This is a genomic window from Streptomyces sp. NPDC052301 (assembly GCF_044593395.1).
In the GTDB taxonomy this organism is placed as follows: domain Bacteria; phylum Actinomycetota; class Actinomycetes; order Streptomycetales; family Streptomycetaceae; genus Streptomyces.
In genome coordinates this window covers 198,655-220,602 of record NZ_JBIUBE010000011.1, presented here as the reverse complement: position 1 = coordinate 220,602, position 21,948 = coordinate 198,655, and the positions used below count along the sequence as shown (strand labels likewise).

Genomic DNA, 21,948 nt, shown 5'->3' with positions numbered 1-21,948 from the left:
CAGCCGGGCCATGACCGATCTTCCGGCCCACAAGGCGTACCGCATCGAGGACTTGGCCCACCGGACCGGCACCACCGTGAGGACCATCCGCGCCTACCAGGACCGCGGCCTGCTCCCCCGCCCCAGCCGCCAGGGCCGTGCCAACCTCTACTCCGAGGTGCACGTCACCCGTCTCCACCAGATCGCCCACCTCCTCGACCGCGGCTACACCCTGGCGTCCATCAAGGAACTGCTGGACGCCTGGGACACCGGCCGCGGCCTGGGCGGAGTCCTCGGCCTGGTCACGGAGGTGGAGGGCCCCTGGACGGACGAGCAGCCCGACCGCATCACCCGCGCCGAGCTCGACGCCCGCTTCGGCGGCGCCCCGGACGACGACGCCGTGGCCGAGGCCGTCGAACTCGGCGTACTGGAACCGATCGACGGCGACCCCGGCACATTCCTGGTCCCGAGCCCCCAAGAGCTGTCCGTGGCAGTGGAGTTGCACTCGGCCGGGGTGCCCCTGCCCGCAATCTCCGCCCACCTCAGGGAGTTGAGGGGTCAGGTGGAGCACATCGCCGCCCGGTTCCTGGAGTTCACCACCGAGCACGTCTTCGCCCGCTATCTCGAGGACCCCGACCGCCGCACGGACGCACACGCCGCCGAAGCGGCCTCCCTCGTACGCCGGCTGCGACCCCTCGCACAGCGGACGGTGGACGCGGAACTCGCCCGGGCCATGCGGGTGTTGGCCACTCATCACCTGCGCAGTCACCTGGGCGCGCAGAAGCCGCCCGAGCATCACCCCGACACCCGATCCGTTCCGCTTCCCGCGGAGACGATCAGCGCCGTGGAAGGGCTGGTTGGCCGGGAGCACGTGTCCGAGTTCGTTCGGCTGGCCGCCGAACGGGAGTGCCGGTCACGCGCGTTGGATGCACTTGTCTCATCCGACCCTGAAACCACAGAGGTTCGCGAATCACCTTGAAAGGGAAAGCAGTTGTCCACACCCTCGCCAATTCGCCTGTGGATACCCCGACTTGCCTGTGGATCAAACCTACGGACAAAAACAAGCTGCGTGATCCACGCCCCTCCCGCACGCTGGACGCATGGACGAGAGACGCACCGCGAGAGTGTCGAAGTACCTCTCCAAACACCTGCGCCACCAGCCCGAGCGCATCGGGCTCGCGCCGGACCCGGGCGGCTGGGTGGAGATCGACGCACTGATCACCGCGGCCGCCGCGCACGGATTCCGTTTCACGCGTGAGGAACTCGACCACGTCGTGGCCGCCAACGACAAACAGCGCTTCATGATCGAAGGCACCAGGATCCGCGCCAACCAGGGCCACAGCATCGACGTCGACCTGGGACTGCCCCCGACGCCCCCGCCGCCGTACCTCTACCACGGGACCGTCGCGCGCACCCTGGGCGCGATCCGGGCGGAGGGCCTCAAGCCCATGAGCCGGCACGCCGTGCACCTCTCCGCCGACCGCGAGACCGCCACCCGGGTCGGCGCCCGCCGGGGCCGGCCCGTGGTGCTCACCGTCGACGCCGGCGCCATGCACCGTGACGGCCACGTCTTCCACGTCAGCGCCAACGGAGTCTGGCTGACACAGGCCGTACCACCGCGCTACCTGCGCTTCCCCGGGGCCCACTGAGAGGCGCTCTCCCGCCCCCCGTGACACGGGCCCCACCCGGGGTTCATGATCAGTGGTATGGACCACTTGCCCGACCATCTGCCCACCACCGAGGCCGCCGTCACCGCCCTGCGCAGCCTGGCCGCCCACTACGCGCGCGAGATCGAGGTGACCGACGACATCGGCGCCGACCGGACCTCACGCCGCAGCGCCTCGGGCATCGGCATGGTCACGGACCCGGACGGCTCCCTGCCGCACGAGGCGTACGCCGAGTTCGGCGGCCTGCCCCGGGTGAGCGTGCGGCTCTACCCGGAGGACGACGCGCTGATCACCGTCGAGGGCATCGAGTGCCCCGACATCCCGCGCGACGACGTGCCCGCCTTCCTCCGCTCCGTCTTCGAAGGGCTGGCCCACGTCAAGGCACGCCGCTTCCCGCCCGGCTACCGTCTGGTCGTCCCGCTCCCCGGCGACCGCACGCACAAGGAGTACGTCCCCCTGGCCCTGCTCACTCCGTGGCTGAGCAGCCGCGTACGGTGACCCCTTCACCCGCTGTCGGTGCGGCCGCTTACCCTCGAACGCATGAGTCTGCGTCTGAGCACCGTGATCCTGCCCTACCGCCGCTGGAGCGAGGGCGGCCGTTCGGCCTGGACTCGGGCCGAAGAGCTCGGCTTCCACACCGGGTACACCTACGACCACCTGTCCTGGCGCAGTTTCCGTGACGGTCCCTGGTTCGGCGCGATCCCGACCCTGACCGCCGCCGCGGGCGTCACCGACCGGCTGCGCCTGGGCACGCTGGTCACCTCGCCGAACTTCCGGCACCCGGTGACCCTCGCCAAAGAGCTGATCTCCCTCGACGACATCTCCGACGGCCGGGTCACCCTGGGCATCGGCGCCGGCGGCACCGGCTTCGACGCGACCGCGCTCGGCCAGGAGCCGTGGAGCCCGCGCGAGCGCGCGGACCGGTTCGCCGAGTTCGTGCCCCTGCTCGACCGGCTGCTCACCGAAGACGCCGTGACGCACGAGGGCGAGTTCTACTCGGCGCACGAGGCGCGGAACATACCGGGGTGCGTGCAGCGGCCCCGGCTGCCGTTCGCGGTGGCGGCCACCGGCCCGCGCGGCCTGAAGCTCGCCGCGCGGCACGGCCAGGCGTGGGTCACCACCGGCGACCCGAAGCTGTACGAGACCGGCACCCCCGAGCAGTCCGTCGAGGCGCTGCGCGGACAGGTCGGCAAGCTGACCGAGGCGTGCGCGGCCGCCGGGCGCGACGTGGCGGAGCTGGACAAGGTCCTGCTCACGGGCTTCACCCCGGACCGGGGCCGGCCGCTCGAGTCCCTCGACGCCTTCGTGGACTTCGCCGGCCGCCACCGGGAACTGGGCTTCACCGAGATCGTGATCCACTGGCCCATCCCGGACTCCGACTTCGCAGCGGACGAGAAGGTCTTCGAGCAGATCGCCCTGGAGGCCCTCGCCCAGCTGGATTGACGGACGCCGCCCCGGGGGCCGGGCGTCATCTGTGTCTCATCTGTGCGCAGTTCCGCCCGACCGTGCGGGCATATGCGCGAGAATGGCCCGGTGACCTCAGCGACCAGACAGCCCGGGACCCCGTCCGCCGCCGTACGGCCGCGGTTGATCGCCACCGACCTCGACGGCACCCTGCTGCGCGACGACAAGTCGGTCTCCCCGCGCACGGTCGCCGCCCTGGCCGCCGCGGAGGAGGCCGGCATCGAGGTCTTCTTCGTCACCGGCCGCCCGGCCCGCTGGATGGACGTCGTCAGCGACCATGTCCACGGTCACGGTCTGGCGATCTGCGGCAACGGCGCGGCGGTGGTCGACCTGCACGGCGGCCCCGGCGCCCACCGGTTCGTCAAGGTGCGCGAGCTGGCCCGGGAGAACGCCCTGGACGCCGTACGGCTGTTGCGCGAGGCGGCACCCGGCACGGTGTTCGCGGTCGAGCAGACGTACGGCTTCCACCAGGAGCCGCACTATCCCAAGCTGCACATGGAGATACCCGACCATCTCCTGCCCGCCGAGAAGCTGCTCGCACCCGACGGCCCGGACGCCGACCAGCCCGTGCTGAAGATCCTCGCCTACCACCCGGACCTCGACCCCGACGCCTTCCTCACGCTCGCCCGCATCGCCGTCCGGGACCGTGCCAACGTCACCCGGTCCAGCCCCAGCGCCCTGCTGGAACTCAGCGGTCCCGAGGTCTCCAAGGCCAGCACGCTCGCCCTGTGCTGTGCCGAGCGCGGCATCTCGCACGAGGAGGTCGTCGCGTTCGGGGACATGCCCAACGACGTCGAGATGCTGACCTGGGCCGGCCAGTCGTACGCGATGGGCAACGCCCACCCGGACGTCATCGCCGCCGCGTCGGGCCGTACGGTCGCCAACAACGAGGACGGGGTGGCGGTCGTCATCGAGCAACTCCTCGCGGAACGCGACTAGACCCCCGCTGCCGCGCCCGGCGCCCTGGCTGCTGTCCGGAAAACTCGACCGGACACTTCACTGACTGCTCACTCACCCCCGGGGTGAGTGAGCAGTGGCTCCCTCACCGCGCTCCCACCAGCGTCTCCGCCTCCGCCTCCCGCTGGGCCATCGCCCGCAGCGGCCCGTCCACCGCGGCGAGCTCCGCGTACGTCCCCCGCTGCACCACCCGGCCCGCGTCGAGGACGATCACTTCGTCCACCGCGTCCAGGCCGGCGAGCCGGTGCGTGATCAGCAGGGTCGTACGGCCCTTGGTGGCGTCCAGCAGATCGACGGTGAGCGCGTCGGCCGTCGGCAGGTCCAGGTGCTCGGCGGGCTCGTCGAGCACCAGGACGGGGAAATCGGCCAGCAGCGCCCGGGCCAGCGCCAGCCGCTGCCGCTGGCCGCCGGACAGCCGGGCCCCGTGCTCGCCGACGAGGGTGTCCAGGCCGTCGGGCAGCCCGTCCACCCAGTCCAGCAGCCGGGTCCGGGCCAGCGCCCGGCGCAGGTCCGCCTCGGTGGCGTCCTTCCTGGCCAGCAGCAGGTTCTCACGCACCGAGCTGTCGAAGAGGTGCGCGTCCTGCGCACACAGCCCGACGAGCCGCCGCACGTCGTCACCGGCCAGCTCGTACGCGTCCACTCCGGCGAGCGTGTACGCGCCCGCCCGGGGGTCGAGGAAACGCAGCAGCACCTGGGCGAGAGTCGTCTTGCCGGAACCGGACGCCCCGACCACGGCGATCCTGCGGCCCTGTTCCAGCGTGAGGTCGAAGGCGGCCAGCGCCTCCCGCCGCTGCCCCGCGTGCCGCGCGGCCAGCCCCTTGATCACCACCGGGAACGGCGATGCGGGCGCCTGCCGGGGCCGCTCGGGCTCGCGTACGGGCTCGGGCGCGTCCAGCACCTCGTACACACGCTCCGCGCTGCGCCGCACCCGCTGCCGGTACCGCACGGCGAGCGGCAGCCCCAGCACGGCCTCGAACACGGCCAGCGGGGTGAGGACGACCACGGCCATGGCCACCCCGCTGAGCCGGCCCGCGGCCACCGCCCGGGCGCCGAGCAGCGCGCCGGCCGTGACGGTGAGGCCGCAGATCAGCGCGGTGAGCCCGTCGCCGAGCGCGGTGACGGCGGCGGCACGTGAGGCGATCCGGGTGAGGGTGCCGTCGGCCCGCCGGGCCGCGTCCGTACGGGCGGGCAGCGCACCGGCGACGGTCAACTCGGCGGTGCCGGTGAGCAGGTCGGTGACGCGGGTCGCGAGCACTCCGCGGGCAGGCGCCAGCCGTCGCTCGGTCCGCCGGGCCACGGCCGCGGTGACGAGGGGGACGCCGACGCCGGCCGCGAGCAGGCCCGCCGCGAGCGCGGCTCCGGCCTCGGGGAGCAGCCAGGTCGTGAAGCCGACGGAGACGGCGGAGACGGCGACGGCGACACCGGCGGGCAGCAGCCAGCGCAGCCAGTAGTCCTGGAACGCGTCCACGTCGGCGACCAGCCGGGTGAGCAGATCACCTCGGCGGGCGGTGCGCAGCCCGGCGGGGGCGAGGCGCTCCAGCCGCCGGTAGACGGCGACCCGGGTGTCGGCCAGTATCCGCAGCACGGCGTCGTGCGACACCAGACGCTCGGCGTACCGGAACACGGCCCGGCCGATCCCGAAGGCCCGCGTGGCCGTCACCGCCACCATCAGATACAGGACCGGCGGCTGCTGCGAGGCCCGCGAGATGAGCCACCCGGACGTCGCCATGAGCCCGACGGCGCTACCGAGCGCCAGACTGCCGAGAAGCAGCGCAAGGACGAGCCGACCACGCTGGGCCCCGGCAAGCCCCCGAACCCGAGCGAGCACACGCCGAGGACCGCTCGAAGCCGCATGCGCCGGATCATTCTCCAGCCCACGTGGCCGGAGAACCGACGGGTCTTCTTCCGGCCCGCCGAGTGGGGTGTCGGACGGGCCGTCCGCCGGCCCACCGAGTCCGGTGGCGAACGGGCGAGGCCGGGCGTCCGACCTGGAAGGCTCGGTGTCCCGGCGCTGTGCCACCGGCTCGTCCAGCCGCACCACCCGATCGGCCACCGACAGCAACGCCGGCCGGTGCACCACGAGCAGCACCGTGCGCCCTACGGCCAGCCTCCGCACCGCCGCGACGATCTCCCCCTCCGTCACCCCGTCCAGGGCAGCCGTCGGCTCATCCAGCAACAGCACGGGCCGGTCGGCGAGAAACGCCCGCGCAAGAGCCAACCGCTGCCGTTGCCCCGCCGACAGCCCGGCCCCGTCCTCCCCGAGCACGGTCCCGGCTCCCTCGGGCAGCGCGTCCACGAACTCCAGCGCTCCCGCGTCCTGCAGCGCCCGGCGTACGGCGGTGTCGTCCGCGTCGGGCCGGGCGAGCCGCACGTTCTCCGCGATGCTCCCGGCGAACAGATGAGGTCGCTGCGGCACCCATGCGATCCGCGACCGCCACTTGGCCAGATCCAGGCCGGCCAGCGCGGCTCCTCCGATCCGGACCCGGCCCTCGGTGGGCTGGACGAACCCGAGCAGCACGTTCAAGAGCGTCGACTTGCCCACGCCGCTGGGTCCGACCAGCGCGACGGTCTCACCGGGGGCGACGGTGAAGGACACCTCGCTCACGGCGTCCGCGGCGCGGCCGGGATAGCGGACGGTGACCCCTTCGAAGGCCACCGCACCCTCGGGCACCGCGCCGCTGCCGGACGGCGGGACCGGCGTCTCCAGCACGGTGAAGATCTCCTCGGCGGCGGCAAGCCCCTCGGCCGCCGCGTGATACTGCGCACCCACCTGACGCAAGGGCAGATAGGCCTCCGGCGCCAGCACCAGGATCATCAGGCCGACGTACAGGTCCATGTCCCCCTGCACCAGTCGCATGCCGATCGTCACGGCGACCAGCGCGACCGACAGCGTGGCCAGCAGCTCCAGCGCGAAGGAGGAGAGGAAAGCGATCCGCAGAGTGCGCAAGGTGGCCTGGCGGTACTGACCGGTGATCCTGCGGATGGACTCGGCCTGTGCCTTGGCCCGGCCGAACACCTTCAGCGTGGGGAGCCCGGCGACCACGTCCAGGAAGTGCCCGGACAGCCGCGACAGCAGCCGCCACTGCCGGTCCATCCGGGACTGGGTCGCCCAACCGATCAACATCATGAAGAGCGGAATGAGCGGCAGGGTGCCGACGATGATCGCCGCCGACACCCAGTCCTCGGTGACGATCCGCGCCAGCACCGCCACCGGCACGACCACCGCGAGCCCCAACTGCGGGAGGTAGCGCGCGAAGTAGTCGTCGAGGGCATCGACCCCGCGAGTGGCCAGAGTGACCAGCGAGCCGGTCCGCTGTCCGCTCAGCCATCCGGGACCGAGCGCCGCAGCCCGGTCCAGAAGCCGCTCCCTCAGCTCGGACTTGACCGCCGCGCCGGCCCGGTGGGCGGCGAGTTCGGTGAGCCACGCGACAACCGACCGGCCCACGGCCACCGTCGCCAACAGCAGCAGGGGAGTACGCAGTTCAGCGACCGACTGCCCGTGCTGGAAGGCGCCGACGACGGTCTCGGCGATGAGCATCGCCTGGGCGATGACCAGGCCGGCACCGACGACCCCGAGGCCGATGACCGCGGCAAGGAAGAAGCGGATGGCCCGGGCATAGCGCAGAAGGCGAGGATCGATGGGTTTCACGTGAAACATGCCCTTCGGTCCAGAGGGTGTGTTTCACGTGAAACACACCCTCGGCGGACTCAGTGTGCGGGTTCGGCGATGTGCTGCGTGCCGATCCGCTTGCGGAACACCCAGTAGGTCCAGCCCTGGTACAGCAGGACGATCGGTGTGGCGATCGCCGCCAGCCAGGTCATGATCTTCAGGGTGTACGGGCTCGACGAGGCGTTGCTGACGGTCAGGCTCCAGCTTCCGTCGAGCGTGGACGGCATGACGTTCGGGAAGAGCGACAGGAAGAGCATCGCTACGGAGGCCACGATGGTGACGCCGGACAGCGCGAACGACCATCCCTCACGCCCCGCCTGATTGGCCACCAGCGCGGCCACCAGAGCGATCACCGCCACGGCCAGTGCCACCAGGCTCTTGCCGTCACCACTGTGAGCCTGCGTCCACAGCAGGAACGCCAGGGCCAGCACCGCGGCGACGAGTCCGACCCGCAGGGCGAGCTTCCGTGCCCGTACCCGGATGTCCCCCACGGTCTTGAGCGCGGTGAACACCGCCCCGTGGAAGGTGAACAGGGTCAGGGTCACCAGGCCACCGAGCAGGGCGTACGGGTTGAGCAGGTCCCAGACGGTGCCGACGTACTCGAAGTGCTGGTCGATCTTCACGCCCCACGCGATGTTCCCGAAGGCCACGCCCCACAGGAACGCCGGGATCAGCGAGGTCCAGAAGATCGCGGTCTCCCAGTTGCGCTGCCAGCTCTCTTCCGGGCGCTTGGCTCGGTACTCGAAGGCGACGCCACGGACGATCAGGCAGACCAGGATGACCAGCAGGGGCAGGTAGAAGCCGGAGAAGAGGGTGGCGTACCACTCCGGGAAGGCGGCGAACGTCGCGCCGCCGGCCGTGAGCAGCCACACCTCGTTGCCGTCCCAGACGGGGCCGATGGTGTTGATCAGCACCCGACGTTCGGGCCGGTCGTGGGCCAGCAGCTTGGTGAGGATGCCGACCCCGAAGTCGAAACCCTCCAGGAAGAAGTAGCCGGTCCACAGGACGGCGATCAGGACGAACCAGACGTCGTGAAGTTCCATGACTGTTCCCTCGGCCTAGTACGAGAAGGCCATCGGCTTGTCGGCGTCACGGGTGTCGCCGCCGATCTTCGTGGGCGGGTTGAGGTCGGCCTCGGTCAGCTCGGGCGGGCCGGCCTTGACGTACTTCGCGAGCAGCTTGACCTCGACCACGGCGAGGATCGCGTACAGCGCGGTGAAGACGGTCATCGAGGTGAGGACCTCGCCCTGGGAGACGCCGGGGGAGACCGCGTCGCGGGTCTGCAGCACGCCGTAGACGACCCACGGCTGGCGGCCCATCTCGGTGAAGATCCAGCCCCAGGAGTTGGCGATCAGCGGGAAGGCCATGGTCCAGGTGGCGATGCGCCAGTACCAGGGCGTCAGCTTCGGGCCGAGCGCCTTGTTCTTGAACAGCACCAGGTGCGGCACCTCGTCCTCGCCGACCCTCAGGTGCTGCGGCAGCATGAACTTCTTGCGGGTCAGCCAGAGCCCGGCCAGTCCGATGGCGAAGGAGGCCATGCCGAAGCCGATCATCCAGCGGAATCCCCAGAAGGCGACGGGGATGTTGGGCCGGTAGTCCCCGGGGCCGAACTTCTGCTGTTCGGCCTTGTTGACGTCGTTGATGCCCGGGACGTAGGAGGTGAAGTTGTCGTCGGCGAGGAAGGACAGCAGGCCCGGTATCTCGATGGCCACGGTGTTGTGGCCCTTCTCGACGTCGCCGTAGGCGAAGATCGAGAAGGGAGCCGGCTTCTGGCCGTCCCACAGCGCCTCTGCCGCGGCCATCTTCATCGGCTGCTGCTTGAACATCACCTTGCCGAGGGTGTCGCCGCTGACCGCGGTGAGCAGGCCGGCGATGACCACGGTGATCAGTCCCAGCCGCAGCGAGGTCTTCATCTCGCGGATGTGCTTCTTGCGGGCCAGGTGGTAGGCGGCGATGCCCACCATGAAGGCACCGCCGGTCAGGAAGGCCGCGGACAGGGTGTGGAACGCCTGGCTGAGCGCGGTGTTCTGGGTCAGCACGGCCCAGAAGTCGGTCAGCTCGGCGCGCCCCTTGGCCTTGTCGATCTTGTAGCCGACGGGGTGCTGCATCCAGGAGTTGGCCGCGAGGATGAAGTACGCCGACAGGATCGTGCCAATCGAGACCATCCAAATGCAGGCCAGGTGGATCTTCTTGGGCAGCTTGTCCCAGCCGAAGATCCACAGACCGATGAAGGTCGATTCGAAGAAGAAAGCGATCAGCGCCTCGAAGGCGAGCGGGGCACCGAAGATGTCGCCGACGAAGCGCGAGTAGTCCGACCAGTTCATGCCGAACTGGAACTCCTGCACGATGCCGGTGACCACGCCCATGGCGATGTTGATCAGGAAGAGCTTGCCCCAGAACTTCGTCGCCCTGAGGTACTTCTCGTTCTCCGTGCGTACCCAGGCCGTCTGCAGCCCGGCCGTGAGAGCGGCCAGGGAGATCGTCAGCGGGACGAACAGGAAGTGGTAGACGGTGGTGATGCCGAACTGCCAGCGCGCCAGTGTCTCCGGCGCCAGGGCCAAGTCCACGTCGTCACTCTCCTTACTACGCCGTGGTACAGCGGCGGTTTGCCCCGTTTCATGGCACACATACGGAGCAATCGGGACGCGCTTGTGAACGCGTTCACATTCACAAGCCATTATGACGCACTGATTTTCGGCAATAGAAGGGGGGTCCCCCCTTCGCCTTCGCGTCAAGGGCTTGGCAGTGACTTCAACATCTTGTTGAATTGCGCGCCATGCAGATACGTATTTCCTGGCCCGCGGGCAACATCACCGCGACCCTCGACGACGGCACACCGACCGCCCAGGCCCTCGCCAAGGCGCTTCCGCTCGCCTCCACCGCCCACACGTGGGGCGAAGAGGTGTATTTCGACACAGGCGTCTCTGTTTCACGTGAAACGGACGCCCGGCAGGTGGTGGAGCCGGGCACGGTGGCCTTCTGGACGGACGGCGACGCACTCGCCCTCCCCTACGGCCCCACGCCGATCTCGCGAGGCGCCGAGTGCCGCCTCGCGAGTCCGTGCAACATCCTGGGACGTCTCGACGGGGACGCCCGCTCCCTGGCGACCGTGCGGGACGGCGACCCCGTCCGCGTGGAGTGCGTGAACGCCCAGGACTGACCCCCCGGCGGGCGTCACACCTCCTTGTGGAACGCCTCCGCCACCTTCAGGAAGATGTCGTTCGCCTCGGTCTCCCCGACTGTCACCCGGACACCCTCGCCGGGGAACGGACGGATCACGACCCCGTGCTCCTCACAGGCCTGCGCGAACGCGACCGCACGCTCCCCCAGTCGCAGCCACACGAAGTTGGCATGGGTCTCGGGCACCGTCCAGCCCTGGGACCGCAGCGCGTCCACCACGCGCGTGCGCTCGCACACCAGCGAGCCGACCCGGCCCAGCAGCTCGTCCTCCGCGCGCAGCGAGGCGACAGCGGCCTCCTGCGCGAGCTGGCTCACCCCGAACGGCACCGCCGTCTTGCGCAGCGCCGCCGCGACCGGCTCATGCGCGATCGCGAACCCGACGCGCAGCCCGGCTAGGCCGTATGCCTTGGAGAACGTACGCAGAACGCAGACGTTCGGCCGGTTCCGGTACAGCTCGACACCGTCGGGCACCTCGGAGTCGCGGATGAACTCCCGGTAGGCCTCGTCCAGCACCACCAGCACATGGCCGGGCACCCGGTCGAGGAACCGCTCCAGCTCGGCCCGCCGCACCACCGTTCCGGTCGGGTTGTTGGGGTTGCAGACGAAGATCAGACGCGTCCGGTCGGTGATCGCGTCCGCCATCGCGTCCAGGTCGTGCACATCGCCCGGCGTGAGCGGCACCTGCACCGACCGGGCGCCGCTGATCTGGGTGATGATCGGGTACGCCTCGAAGGACCGCCAGGCGTACATGACCTCGTCGCCGGGTCCGCTGGTGGCCTGGATCAGCTGCTGGGCCACACCGACCGAGCCGGTGCCGGTGGCCAGGTGGGAGATCGGGACGCCGAAGCGTTCCGCCAGCTCGTTCATCAGCCCGGTGCACGCCATGTCGGGGTACCGGTTGAAGTTGCAGGCGGCCGCGGTCACGCTCTCCATGACACCGGGCAGCGGCGGATACGGGTTCTCGTTGGAGGACAGCTTGTAGGCCACGGGCCCGCCGGCCGCGGCGGGCTTGCCCGGCTTGTAGGTGGGGATACCCTCCAGCTCGGCGCGCAGCTTGGGGCTTGTCTCGCTCACCGCAGTCCTCCTCGCGACCACCGGCGGACCGTCGACGCCGCCGGCTTCCAATACTCCTCACCTTATGAGGATTCGGCCCCGCTGCGTACAGGTGCGCGACAGCAAGACCGGAACCGGACCGGAGCCCCACCGCAGCCACCGGCAACAAGGGCACCGCAGTACGAAGGCGTACGTTTCGGGGGGCGCGCTGTACATATATCTACGCGCCGGTGGCTTGCGCCGTGGCGCGCATCCCCCGTGCAGGTGAGTTGAGACCTCTTCGAGACATCCGGCAGTTGGCAGGCCCATGCGCGTCGACAAGACACGTCGTACCGCGGAATCGAGCAACTGGCTTCGTTTCTAAGGCAGTTGACGCCTTCCGACCATGCAGAAACGTGCCTGTCAAGGCGTGCATATGCGTCCGCACTACCCCACCGCATGAGCCCTACTATCGGCTCGCCATGACAGCAGCAGGGAAGCACCAGGTGAGCCGCGCGGAAACCTCACGGCGAGGCAGCCGGCCGGGCCGGGCGGGCATCAGAGACGTGGCCGCCGCCGCCGGAGTATCCATCACGACCGTCTCCGACGCCCTCAACGGCAAGGGCCGGCTCCCGGATGCCACCCGGCGCCATGTACGAGAGGTCGCCGACCGGCTGGGGTACCGCCCCTCGGCCGCCGCCCGCACCCTCCGTACCGGCAAGTCGGGACTGATCGGCCTGACCGTGACCACGTACGGGGATGAACCTTTCACCTTCACGGAGTTCGCGTACTTCGCCGAGATGGCACGGGCCGCCACCTCCGCCGCGCTCGCCCGCGGCTACGCCCTGGTCATCCTGCCCGCGACCTCCCGCCACGACGTGTGGTCCAACGTCGCCCTGGACGGCACGGTCGTCATCGACCCCTCCGACCAGGACCCGGTCGTCAGCGAACTCGTCCGGCAAGGGCTCCCGGTCGTCTCCGACGGCCGCCCGGCCGGCTCGCTCCCGGTCACCGCCTGGGTCGACAACGACCACGAGGCCGCCGTCCTCGGCATCCTCGACCATCTCGCCGACGCCGGCGCCCGCCGCATCGGCCTGCTCACGGGCACGTCCACGGACACCTACACCCACCTGTCGACCACGGCCTACCTGCGCTGGTGCGAGCGCGTCGGCCAGGACCCGGTCTACGAGGCCTACCCCGCGCACGACCCGTGCGCGGGCGCCGTCGCCGCCGACCGGCTGCTCGCCCGCCCCGACCGGCCCGACGCCGTCTACGGCCTGTTCGACCCCAATGGCACCGACCTGCTCGCCGCCGCCCGCCGCTACGGGCTCCGCGTCCCCGACGACCTGTTGGTGGTGTGCTGCAGCGAGTCCACGGTGTACGCCAGCACCGAGCCGCCCATCACCACGCTCTCCCTGAAGCCGCGCCGCATCGGCACGGCCGTCGTCCAGCTGCTCATCGACGCCATCGAGGGCGTCGAGTCGGACCAGCCGGTCGAACAGGTGATACCGACCGAGCTGATCGTGCGCACGTCCTCGCAGCGGCGTTCCCCGCGCACGACGGTCAGCCCGCCGCGGACACCCGACGACAAGTAACGCAGGGGTGCGGGAGCGCCCACCCGCTCCCGCGCCCCTGCCGACGAAGCGGAGGGGGCGCGGCCGACAGGCGCCCGGCGGCTCCTGCGGGGCCCGGTCGCCCCGGCCGGTCGGCCGAACACCTGCCCAAACGGGGCGAAAGCCGCGACGAACCGGAGTCTTGTTCCGATTCACCACCCCTGGGTCATCACACGGCGCGACGCGCATTCCTATGATGGGCCCACGACACCGTGGACCGCTGCGACCAGGCAGTCCGAAGCGGTGCAGATGCCGCGCGATGGTGGAGGGGTCTGATGACTCAGGGGGCCGGTCAGGGACCCGAGGTGGAGCGGACGGCGACGCTGCGCGACTTCCGGGTACCCGCGTACGTCCACGAGACCGGTCCGTACGTCCACGAAGCCCACCCGGGCGACGTGGTCCCGCCCGTCACCGAGGCGTACCCCGAGGGCTACACGCCCACCCAGCGCGACCTGCCCGTCATCCATCGTGGTGACACGATCCAGGCTCCCGTCGAACCGGCGGCCGCCGCGCCGGCCCCCCAGCCCTCGACGGGGCCGGGCCCGCTGTACGTCGTCGGGGACGTCCACGGCTACCTCGACGAACTGATGGCCGCCCTGCAGGAGCAGGGGCTGATCGACGCCTCAGGCCAGTGGTGCGCGGGCACCACCCGGCTGTGGTTCCTCGGTGACTTCACCGACCGCGGCCCCGACGGCATCGGCGTCATCGACCTGGTGATGCGGCTGTCCGCCGAGGCCGCCGCAGCCGGCGGCTACTGCAAGGCACTCATGGGCAACCACGAGCTGCTGCTGCTCGGCGCGAAACGGTTCGGCGACACGCCCGTCAACTCGGGCGCGGGCACCGCCACCTTCCAGGCGGCCTGGCTGCTCAACGGCGGCCAGAAGACCGACATGGACCGCCTTCAGGACCACCATCTGCAGTGGATGGCCCGCCTCGACGCCATCGAGGAGGTCGACGGCTATCTGCTCGTGCACTCCGACACCACGGCCTACCTGGACTACGGCGACTCCATCGAGGCGGTCAACGACACCGTCCGCGAGACCCTCACCCGTAACGACGCCGACGAGTGCTGGGACCTGTTCCGCAAGTTCACCAAGCGCTTCTCCTTCCGCGACGAGGGCGGTGCCGACGCCGTGCGCTCCCTCCTCGATACGTACGGCGGCACCCGTATCGTTCACGGTCACAGCCCGATTCCCTACCTGCTCGGTGAGGTCGGCTCCGAGGACGACGAGGAGGGCACCGGCCCGGTCGTCGACGGACCCCACGTCTACGCCGACGGGCTCGCCATCGCCATGGACGGCGGAGTGACCATGGCCGGAAAGCTGCTGGTCCAGCAACTTCCCCTGGATAACTGACCGTTCCCGGGGCAGGCGTCCCCCGGCGGAGTACACGCAGGCCGGAACGCAATTTCCGGCATTCCCCTGTCACCACGTGCCGTCACGGCTCTACCATCGGCTTATCCGTAGCAGGCTCCCCTCCGTTTCTGCCCGACGGCTCGCCGGCGTGCGAGCCCCAAGCCCTACGGAGCATCGGGGGATGCACATGAACAGCGTTCCGCAGCACCTGCAGAGCGAGGACCGCCAGGAGTTCGAGCGGGTCCTCGATGAGGCGCTGCGCTCCGCACCACACCGACCGGAACTGGCCGCTGTCGGACAGCGGCTCAACCCCGAGCAACTGCGCACCATGGCACTCAACGCCTCCGCTCTGATCACGGCGGCCGCGGCGGCCGAGTACCAGCACTATGTGAAGGTCCGTGAGGAACTTCGCCACCCGGCTATGGCCGCCCCGTCGACCACCGACACCTCCCCTGTGTCCGACCCCGGCTCCACCATGGCGGGGCTCGCCGGCACCCTCGGCGAGGCCGCCGAGAGCACCGGCGCGGGTGCCATCGCGGTCATCGCCGTCCTGGCTCCCGTCCTCTCCGGCACCGCGGCGGCGATCTTTCTGCTCGTGGGCTACATCCTGAAGATGCTGGCCCCCGGACAGACCTTCGCCCAGACCATGCTCACCGCCGGCTGGGTGTTCGGCGGTGTGACCGCGGCGGCGATCCTCGTCGCCGCCGTCGGGCTGCTCCTCACCGCGCTGCGCAACAACAGCTCGGCTCAGGCGCAGTCGGTGGACGCGGCGCACCAGGAGCTGAGAAGGGCCCGGGACGCCTGGCGGGACGCCCTGCTGGAGCGCGGCATCGTGCCGTTCCTCCGCGAGGCACTCGCCGAGCCCGATCCCGCCGCCCTGCACCGCACGACCCCGACGGCCCCGACCGGCCGCATGCCGCGCCTGGGCTACGACCGCCCCGGCTTCAGCAGCCCCGACGACGGCACCGCCTCCGGCCGGCCGAGCTTCACCAGTCCGGACTACTCGAGCCCGGACTTCGGCGGCCCGGAGCACCAGCCCGAGTGACGGCTAGTGCCCCGGTGCGGCATGAGCCCCGGCCGGGCGTGCCACACGACCGGCCGACCTGGCCCGCGCTTCCCGTCGTGCCGTCGCGCCGACTGGAAGACGCGGACCGTTTACGCCCGGACCTCAGTCCGTGATCGGCAGGTAGACCCGGTTCCCCGCCTCGGCGAACTCCTTCGACTTCTGGGCCATGCCCGCCTCGATGTCGGACCGGCTGCCACCGTGCTCGCGGCGGATGTCCTGCGAGATCTTCATGCTGCAGAACTTCGGACCGCACATGGAGCAGAAATGAGCCGTCTTGGCGGGCTCCGCCGGGAGCGTCTCGTCGTGGAACTCGCGTGCCGTGTCCGGGTCGAGGGCGAGGTTGAACTGATCCTCCCACCGGAACTCGAAGCGGGCGTCGGACAGTGCGTCGTCCCACTCCTGGGCACCCGGGTGTCCCTTGGCGAGGTCGGCTGCGTGCGCCGCGATCTTGTAGGTGATGACGCCGGTCTTGACGTCGTCCCGGTTGGGCAGGCCCAGGTGCTCCTTGGGCGTGACGTAGCAGAGCATCGCCGTGCCCCACCAGGCGATCATCGCCGCGCCGATGCCGGAGGTGATGTGGTCGTACGCCGGCGCGATGTCCGTGGTCAGCGGGCCGAGCGTATAGAACGGAGCCTCATCGCAGATCTCCTGCTGAAGGTCGATGTTCTCCTTGATCTTGTGCATCGGGACGTGGCCCGGGCCCTCGATCATGGTCTGTACGTTGAAACGCTTGGCGATGCGGTTGAGTTCCCCGAGCGTCCTCAACTCCGCGAACTGAGCCTCGTCGTTGGCGTCCGCGATCGAGCCGGGCCTGAGGCCGTCACCGAGCGAGTAGGTGACGTCATAGGCGGCGAGGATCTCGCAGAGCTCCTCGAAGTTCTCGTACAGGAACGATTCCTTGTGGTGCGCCAGGCACCATGCGGCCATGATCGAGCCACCGCGCGAGACGATGCCGGTCTTGCGGTTGGCGGTGAGCGGCACGTACGGCAGCCGGACGCCCGCATGGACGGTCATGTAGTCCACGCCCTGCTCGGCCTGCTCGATGACGGTGTCCTTGTAGATCTCCCAGGTCAGTTCCTCGGCCTTGCCGTCGACCTTCTCCAGGGCCTGGTAGAGCGGCACCGTGCCGATGGGGACGGGGGAGTTCCGCAGCACCCACTCACGGGTGGTGTGGATGTTGCGGCCGGTGGAGAGGTCCATGACCGTGTCGGCGCCCCAGCGGGTCGCCCAGGTCATCTTCTCGACCTCCTCCTCGATGGAGGAGGTCACCGCGGAGTTGCCGATGTTGGCGTTCACCTTCACCAGAAACCGCTTGCCGATGATCATCGGCTCGATCTCCGGGTGGTTGACGTTGGCCGGCAGTACGGCCCGGCCCGCCGCGATCTCGTCGCGGACCACCTCGGGAGAGACGTTCTCCCGGACGGCCACGTACTCCATCTCCGGCGTGATCTCACCTCGGCGGGCGTACGCGAGCTGCGTCACCGCCTGGCCGTCACGGCCCCGGCGCGGCTGGCGCGGCCGTCCGGGGAAGACCGCGTCCAGATTCCGCAGGCCGCCGCGCGGCGAGGTGTGCTTGATCCCGTCGTCCTCGGGACGGACGGGACGGCCCGCGTACTCCTCGGTGTCGCCACGGGCGATGATCCAGTTATCCCGCAGCGGTGGCAGACCCCTGCGGACGTCGGTGTCAACGAGCGGATCGGTGTACGGGCCCGACGTGTCGTACAGCGTGACCGACTGCCCGTTGGTGAGGTGCACCTGACGGACCGGCACGCGCAGGTCGGGGCGCGATCCCTCGACATACGCCTTGTGCCAGCCGATGGACTTCCCGGCCTCCTGGGACGTGTCGTCCTGAACAGAGGCAGGCGTGCGTGCGTCCTTGTTGGTCATCAGACCTACTCCCTACGCCGGCATTACCCGGTAACAGGTTCGGCGGTCGACGCAGCGGTTTCCGTCGTTCGATGTTGTGCGTGGACCCTCGCTGGTTCCACGTGAAACATCGCTTCTACGGAGGTCAGCGCCCTCTCAGCCCGGTGCTCCGAGCTCCCGCGTGTGCAAAGGTGCCTCCACGCTAGCGTCATGTGTGGCGCGGTGAACAGTGGGCCCCCTGCCGTTGTTGCGATGATCTGGCGGTGACCAGGATGGAGCAGTACCCGTACCAGCCTCCCGAACCGCGCCATCGGGAAGGCTCAGCGCGGGACGAAAGCGACGCGCAGACGTCCGGGCACGCGCAGACGTCCGGGCACGGGCATGCGCACGGCCACAGCCACAGCCATGGGCCCGCAGCGCCCGTCTCCCGGCACCTGCGCAAGGTGATCGCCGCAATCCTGGTCCCGTTCACCGTGGCGGTGGTGGCCGGTCTGATGGTGCTGTGGCCCGGGGGAGCGCCCTCGCACAAGCGCACCGGCGTCGGCTTCGACCGGCAGACACAACAGGCCACGGTGACCAGGGTGGTGGAGGTGAGCTGCAAGTCGGTGAACGCCTCCGGTGGCACCTCGACCGGTGACACCTCCACCGCCGAGGGCACCTCGGCGGGGCAACAGGCCGACGGCACCTGCAGGAAGGCGACCGTCCGGGTCGACACCGGCAAGGACCAGGGCCGTACGTTCACCGAGATCGTGCAACCCGACCAGTCCCGGCAGTTGCACCAGGGTGAGAAGGTCGTGGTCGCCTACGAGCCCTCGGCGCCCAAGGACCTCCAGTACGCGGTGACCGATGTGAACCGGAAGTTCCCCATGGCGCTGCTCGCCGGGATCTTCGCGGTCGCCGTCGTCGTGGTGGGCAGGATGCGCGGTGTCATGGCACTCGTGGCACTGGCCGTGAGCTTCCTGGTGCTGACCCTGTTCATCCTGCCGGCGATCCTGCAGGGCTCGAACCCGCTTCTCGTGGCGGTGGTCGGATCGAGCGCCATCATGCTGATCGCGTTGTACATGTGCCACGGCCTGTCGGCCCGTACGTCGGTGGCGGTGCTCGGCACGCTGATCTCGCTGTCTCTGATCGGCGTGCTCGGCTCCCGGTTCATCGGCTGGGCCGCGCTGACCGGCAACACGGACGACAACACCGGGCTGATCCACGGCCTGTATCCGTCGATCGACATGAGCGGTCTGCTGCTGGCCGGCGTCATCATCGGTTCGCTCGGCGTCCTGGACGACGTGACCGTGACCCAGACGTCAGCCGTCTGGGAGCTGCACGAGGCCAATCCGACGATGGGCTGGCGCGGTCTGTACCGGGCGGGCATCCGCATCGGCCGCGACCACATCGCGTCGGTGGTGAACACCCTCGTCCTCGCCTACGCCGGTGCCGCGCTGCCGTTGCTGCTGCTGTTCTCGATCGCTCAGAGCAGTGTGGGAACCGTGGCCGACAGCGAACTGGTGGCCGAGGAGATCGTGCGCACACTGGTGGGTTCGATCGGCCTGGTCGCCTCGGTCCCGGTCACCACGCTGCTCGCCGCACTGGTGGTGTCGGCCGACCGGTCCGGCCCGCAGGCCGTTGCAGCCGCCGGGGCCCCGCCCATTCCGGCGCGGGGCGGCCGGGGCCGCCGCAGAAAGCGCTGAGCCCGGCGGGCCGGCCGCCCGCAGAGTCGGTGCAGAAGCGTTCCTGCACGGCTCCACACCGCACTCCGGAGCGTCACCCACCCCTGCCGTAACGCTTCAGCCGGCGCTCTGTTCCTCGGCCAGGATGCGGTCCAGGGCCTCCTCCAGATGAGCGTCGAAGTCGACCAGCGCACCCTCCTGACCGAGGGGCACCAGCTTGTCCGTGCGGTCCAGGAACGCGACGAGCGGCGGCGTCGACGAACGGAACAGGGCATGGTCACCGCCGACCTGAAGCCGGATCAGCACCTCGCCCAGCAACTCGGAATCGGCAGGGGCGATGTGCACATCTCCCTCCCCGCACGGGCGGCCGACCCCGTCGATCAGCAACTCGCGCCCGAAGGCCCAGGTCACCGGGGCATCACCGGGCAGATGGAAGGTGAGCCGCACGGCATAGGGATCACCGGTCTCATAGCGCAACTCCACCGGAATGCGGAAGGAGAGCTCCTCCGACACGAGAAAGCTCATCATGACTTCTGCCTGTACGGACTCGCGCATCGCCTACCCCGTCATATGACATCGACTGGCCGGGTTTGAACCCTCTAACCCTGGTCAAATCTTGCTGAAAGTACACGGCAGATCACAAGGAGTAAGTTTTCAGATGCTGATAGAGAGCGTCAGCGACCCGAGGTGGCGGCCGATCTCCGCCTGCAGCCGCTGGGCCGCGGACTGCAGCCGGTCGGCCTGGTGGGCGGGGAGCGAGATGGCCATGGTGGCCGCGGTCGTGCCCACCGTGATCGGCACCGCGGCACAGACCGTGCCGAGCGCGTACTCCTGACGCTCCACCACCGGTTCCATCCGCCGCGTCCTGGCCAGCCGCCGCAGCAGGGCGTCGTTGTCGCGGACGGTGTACGGAGTGATGGCCTGGACGGGATAGCGGTCGAGATGGTCGCGCCTGGCCTCCTCCTCCAACTGGGAGAGCAGGCACTGCCCGATGGCGTGCGCGTGGCCGGTCTCGCGGAAGTCGGCCCACTCCTCCACCGCGGGTGCCTCCCGGGAATCGGAGACGCACATGACCTCGATCTCACCGTCGCGGTACAGGGCGTAGTACACCGGGACACCGATCGAATCGCGCCATTGCGCGAGCGTGTCGGCCACCATGGTGCGACGTTTCTGCCGCGCTCCGCTGTGGGCCAGCCGCTCGGCGGCGTCGCCGAGGAAGAACAGTCCCTTCTCACGGCGCAGATAGCCCTCGTGCACCAGGGTGCGGAGCAGGTGGTAGGTGGTGGGAAGGGCGAGGCCGGTCTCGCGGGCGAGCTGCTTGGCCGGGGCGCCGTACGCGTGGTCGGCGACGGTCTCCAGCAGGCGCATGGCGCGCTGGACGGAGCCGATGAGCGTCGCGGTGACCGGCGGACCGGCGGTTTGTGGGGGGTGCGGTGGTTCGGGGAGATCAACGCCGTGCGGCTGTCCGGGGACGGCCACGGTGGGCGGTCGCTGGACGGGGGACGCACAGGGGTGCGGTGGGGTGAGGGGTGCGTGGGGTCCTGCCGGAGCGGTGTCAAGCGTGGCCAAGGGTCACTCCCGAAGCGCGAGGGGGGCAGCCCGTGCGGAGGAAGAGCACGGAGGGGTGTCTGCGCCACCCACGGGGCTCGGCCCCGCGGGGGTTCCGGACTCTAACGGCCCCCCACCGCCGGCAGACCGCCTCACGGGGAAACTTCCCTCCCCCGAGGGAACCGGTGATCCCTCGGTGTCACCGGCCCTGCGCCCTCACCAGTCGCTGCGGGAGGAGGAGTTCGACATGAATTTGCGCACGATGTAGATCAGTCCGCCGACCAGGGCGACGAAGACCAGCGCCTTGAACAGCAGGCCGATCACGACCTGGAGCACGGCCGCTATCAGCCCGCCGAAGACGACCAGGGCGATGACCGGCACCGCGACCCACTTCACCCACCACGGAAGTCCCGCGAAGATCTCTCGCATCGCCCTCGTCCTTTGCGTTCTTGTGCACCGTTGATGTTCTGCACTCGATGCTAGAGCCGCGCAGGGGGTCCGCGGGGGCCTCGCGTCCCTTGTCCTCCCCTGACCCGTCCCCTAGGGAATCGCGGGGGCCGGACTCACGCCTCGGGCGGAGAGAAGACCACGAGGACCCTCAGGTCCTCGCTGATGTGGTGGAACTTGTGCGCGACTCCGGCCGGCACGTACACGACACTGCCCCGCGCCACCTCGGTCGTCTCCAGACCGACCGTGATCGACGCGCGACCGCTGACGACGAAGTACACCTCGTCCTGGTTGTGCGGCTTCTGCGGGTCGTGCTCGCCCGCGTTGAGGGCGTACAGGCCGACCGACATGTTCCTTTCCCGCAGGAACTGCAGGTACGCACCCTCGTTGGCGGCGCGCTCCGCCTCCAGTTCGTCCAGCCGGAATGCCTTCATCGTCGT

At 69.9% G+C, this 21,948-nt stretch carries 19 protein-coding genes and 1 riboswitch; of the genes, 10 read left to right on the top strand and 9 right to left on the bottom strand.

Annotation, left to right across the window (positions count from 1 at the left end):
- The first annotated feature begins 10 nt into the window (after nucleotides 1–10).
- The 5 genes from ACIHEJ_RS28880 to ACIHEJ_RS28860 all read left to right on the top strand — a co-directional run bounded on the left by ACIHEJ_RS28880 (nucleotide 11) and on the right by ACIHEJ_RS28860 (nucleotide 4,049).
- On the top strand, nucleotides 11–958 hold the full coding sequence (locus ACIHEJ_RS28880; RefSeq protein ID WP_400139858.1) for a MerR family transcriptional regulator: 948 nt from the start codon (nucleotides 11–13) through the stop codon (nucleotides 956–958).
- Nucleotides 959–1,079: 121 nt separating this feature from the next.
- The gene (locus ACIHEJ_RS28875) at nucleotides 1,080–1,628 is read left to right on the top strand and encodes an RNA 2'-phosphotransferase (protein ID WP_400139856.1); all 549 of its coding nucleotides are present in this window, start codon (nucleotides 1,080–1,082) and stop codon (nucleotides 1,626–1,628) included.
- 57 nt (nucleotides 1,629–1,685) lie between these two features.
- Nucleotides 1,686–2,144: a hypothetical protein gene (locus ACIHEJ_RS28870; protein ID WP_400139854.1), complete on the top strand. Its 459-nt coding sequence runs from the start codon at nucleotides 1,686–1,688 to the stop codon at nucleotides 2,142–2,144.
- Nucleotides 2,145–2,186: 42 nt separating this feature from the next.
- Nucleotides 2,187–3,089 (top strand): LLM class flavin-dependent oxidoreductase, encoded by a 903-nt coding sequence (locus tag ACIHEJ_RS28865; protein ID WP_400139852.1) that lies wholly within the window; start codon nucleotides 2,187–2,189, stop codon nucleotides 3,087–3,089.
- Between the two features lie 90 nt (nucleotides 3,090–3,179).
- Nucleotides 3,180–4,049, top strand: coding sequence for a Cof-type HAD-IIB family hydrolase (locus ACIHEJ_RS28860; RefSeq protein ID WP_400139850.1), 870 nt, complete (start codon nucleotides 3,180–3,182; stop codon nucleotides 4,047–4,049).
- A 103-nt stretch (nucleotides 4,050–4,152) separates the two neighbouring features.
- Here ACIHEJ_RS28860 and cydD read toward each other — a convergent pair whose 3' ends face one another.
- From cydD to ACIHEJ_RS28845, 3 genes are read right to left on the bottom strand one after another with little or no spacing between them, the layout of a single operon-like run.
- Entirely contained in the window at nucleotides 4,153–7,716 is a 3,564-nt protein-coding gene (gene cydD / locus ACIHEJ_RS28855) for a thiol reductant ABC exporter subunit CydD (RefSeq protein WP_400139848.1), read from the bottom strand.
- Between the two features lie 59 nt (nucleotides 7,717–7,775).
- Nucleotides 7,776–8,780: a cytochrome d ubiquinol oxidase subunit II gene (gene cydB, locus ACIHEJ_RS28850; RefSeq protein ID WP_400139846.1), complete on the bottom strand. Its 1,005-nt coding sequence runs from the start codon at nucleotides 8,778–8,780 to the stop codon at nucleotides 7,776–7,778.
- 15 nt (nucleotides 8,781–8,795) lie between these two features.
- The gene (locus ACIHEJ_RS28845; protein ID WP_400139844.1) at nucleotides 8,796–10,304 is read right to left on the bottom strand and encodes a cytochrome ubiquinol oxidase subunit I; all 1,509 of its coding nucleotides are present in this window, start codon (nucleotides 10,302–10,304) and stop codon (nucleotides 8,796–8,798) included.
- Between the two features lie 209 nt (nucleotides 10,305–10,513).
- On the opposite strand from ACIHEJ_RS28845, the gene ACIHEJ_RS28840 reads away from it, so the two are divergent.
- The gene (locus ACIHEJ_RS28840) at nucleotides 10,514–10,897 is read left to right on the top strand and encodes a cyclophilin-like fold protein (RefSeq protein WP_400139842.1); all 384 of its coding nucleotides are present in this window, start codon (nucleotides 10,514–10,516) and stop codon (nucleotides 10,895–10,897) included.
- Nucleotides 10,898–10,911: 14 nt separating this feature from the next.
- Here the strand turns inward: ACIHEJ_RS28840 and hisC are convergent, their stop codons facing one another.
- Nucleotides 10,912–11,991: a histidinol-phosphate transaminase gene (hisC, locus tag ACIHEJ_RS28835; protein ID WP_400139840.1), complete on the bottom strand. Its 1,080-nt coding sequence runs from the start codon at nucleotides 11,989–11,991 to the stop codon at nucleotides 10,912–10,914.
- Nucleotides 11,992–12,431: 440 nt separating this feature from the next.
- Between hisC and ACIHEJ_RS28830 the strand changes: the two genes are divergently transcribed.
- From ACIHEJ_RS28830 to ACIHEJ_RS28820, 3 genes are all read left to right on the top strand, one after another.
- On the top strand, nucleotides 12,432–13,544 hold the full coding sequence (locus tag ACIHEJ_RS28830; protein WP_400139838.1) for a LacI family DNA-binding transcriptional regulator: 1,113 nt from the start codon (nucleotides 12,432–12,434) through the stop codon (nucleotides 13,542–13,544).
- Nucleotides 13,545–13,837: 293 nt separating this feature from the next.
- Entirely contained in the window at nucleotides 13,838–14,917 is a 1,080-nt protein-coding gene (locus ACIHEJ_RS28825) for a metallophosphoesterase (RefSeq protein ID WP_400139836.1), read from the top strand.
- 181 nt (nucleotides 14,918–15,098) lie between these two features.
- Nucleotides 15,099–15,962: a hypothetical protein gene (locus tag ACIHEJ_RS28820; protein ID WP_400139834.1), complete on the top strand. Its 864-nt coding sequence runs from the start codon at nucleotides 15,099–15,101 to the stop codon at nucleotides 15,960–15,962.
- Between the two features lie 123 nt (nucleotides 15,963–16,085).
- On the opposite strand, the gene thiC is transcribed toward ACIHEJ_RS28820, so the two are convergent.
- Nucleotides 16,086–17,870: a phosphomethylpyrimidine synthase ThiC gene (gene thiC / locus ACIHEJ_RS28815; protein WP_400139832.1), complete on the bottom strand. Its 1,785-nt coding sequence runs from the start codon at nucleotides 17,868–17,870 to the stop codon at nucleotides 16,086–16,088.
- A riboswitch (TPP riboswitch) is annotated at nucleotides 17,863–18,040 on the bottom strand. It overlaps the preceding gene by 8 nt.
- Before the next feature lie 81 nt (nucleotides 18,041–18,121).
- On the opposite strand from thiC, the gene ACIHEJ_RS28810 reads away from it, so the two are divergent.
- A complete protein-coding gene (locus tag ACIHEJ_RS28810; protein WP_400139964.1) occupies nucleotides 18,122–19,534 on the top strand; it encodes a YibE/F family protein in 1,413 nt (470 codons plus the stop codon).
- A 96-nt stretch (nucleotides 19,535–19,630) separates the two neighbouring features.
- Here ACIHEJ_RS28810 and ACIHEJ_RS28805 read toward each other — a convergent pair whose 3' ends face one another.
- From ACIHEJ_RS28805 to ACIHEJ_RS28790, 4 genes are all read right to left on the bottom strand, one after another.
- Nucleotides 19,631–20,068, bottom strand: coding sequence for an SsgA family sporulation/cell division regulator (locus tag ACIHEJ_RS28805; RefSeq protein ID WP_400139830.1), 438 nt, complete (start codon nucleotides 20,066–20,068; stop codon nucleotides 19,631–19,633).
- Between the two features lie 99 nt (nucleotides 20,069–20,167).
- Nucleotides 20,168–21,082, bottom strand: coding sequence for an IclR family transcriptional regulator (locus tag ACIHEJ_RS28800; protein WP_400139829.1), 915 nt, complete (start codon nucleotides 21,080–21,082; stop codon nucleotides 20,168–20,170).
- Nucleotides 21,083–21,277: 195 nt separating this feature from the next.
- Nucleotides 21,278–21,490: a DUF5326 family protein gene (locus tag ACIHEJ_RS28795; RefSeq protein ID WP_400139827.1), complete on the bottom strand. Its 213-nt coding sequence runs from the start codon at nucleotides 21,488–21,490 to the stop codon at nucleotides 21,278–21,280.
- Nucleotides 21,491–21,624: 134 nt separating this feature from the next.
- Nucleotides 21,625–21,942 (bottom strand): cupin domain-containing protein, encoded by a 318-nt coding sequence (locus tag ACIHEJ_RS28790; protein ID WP_023548672.1) that lies wholly within the window; start codon nucleotides 21,940–21,942, stop codon nucleotides 21,625–21,627.
- Between the last annotated feature and the right edge of the window lie 6 nt (nucleotides 21,943–21,948).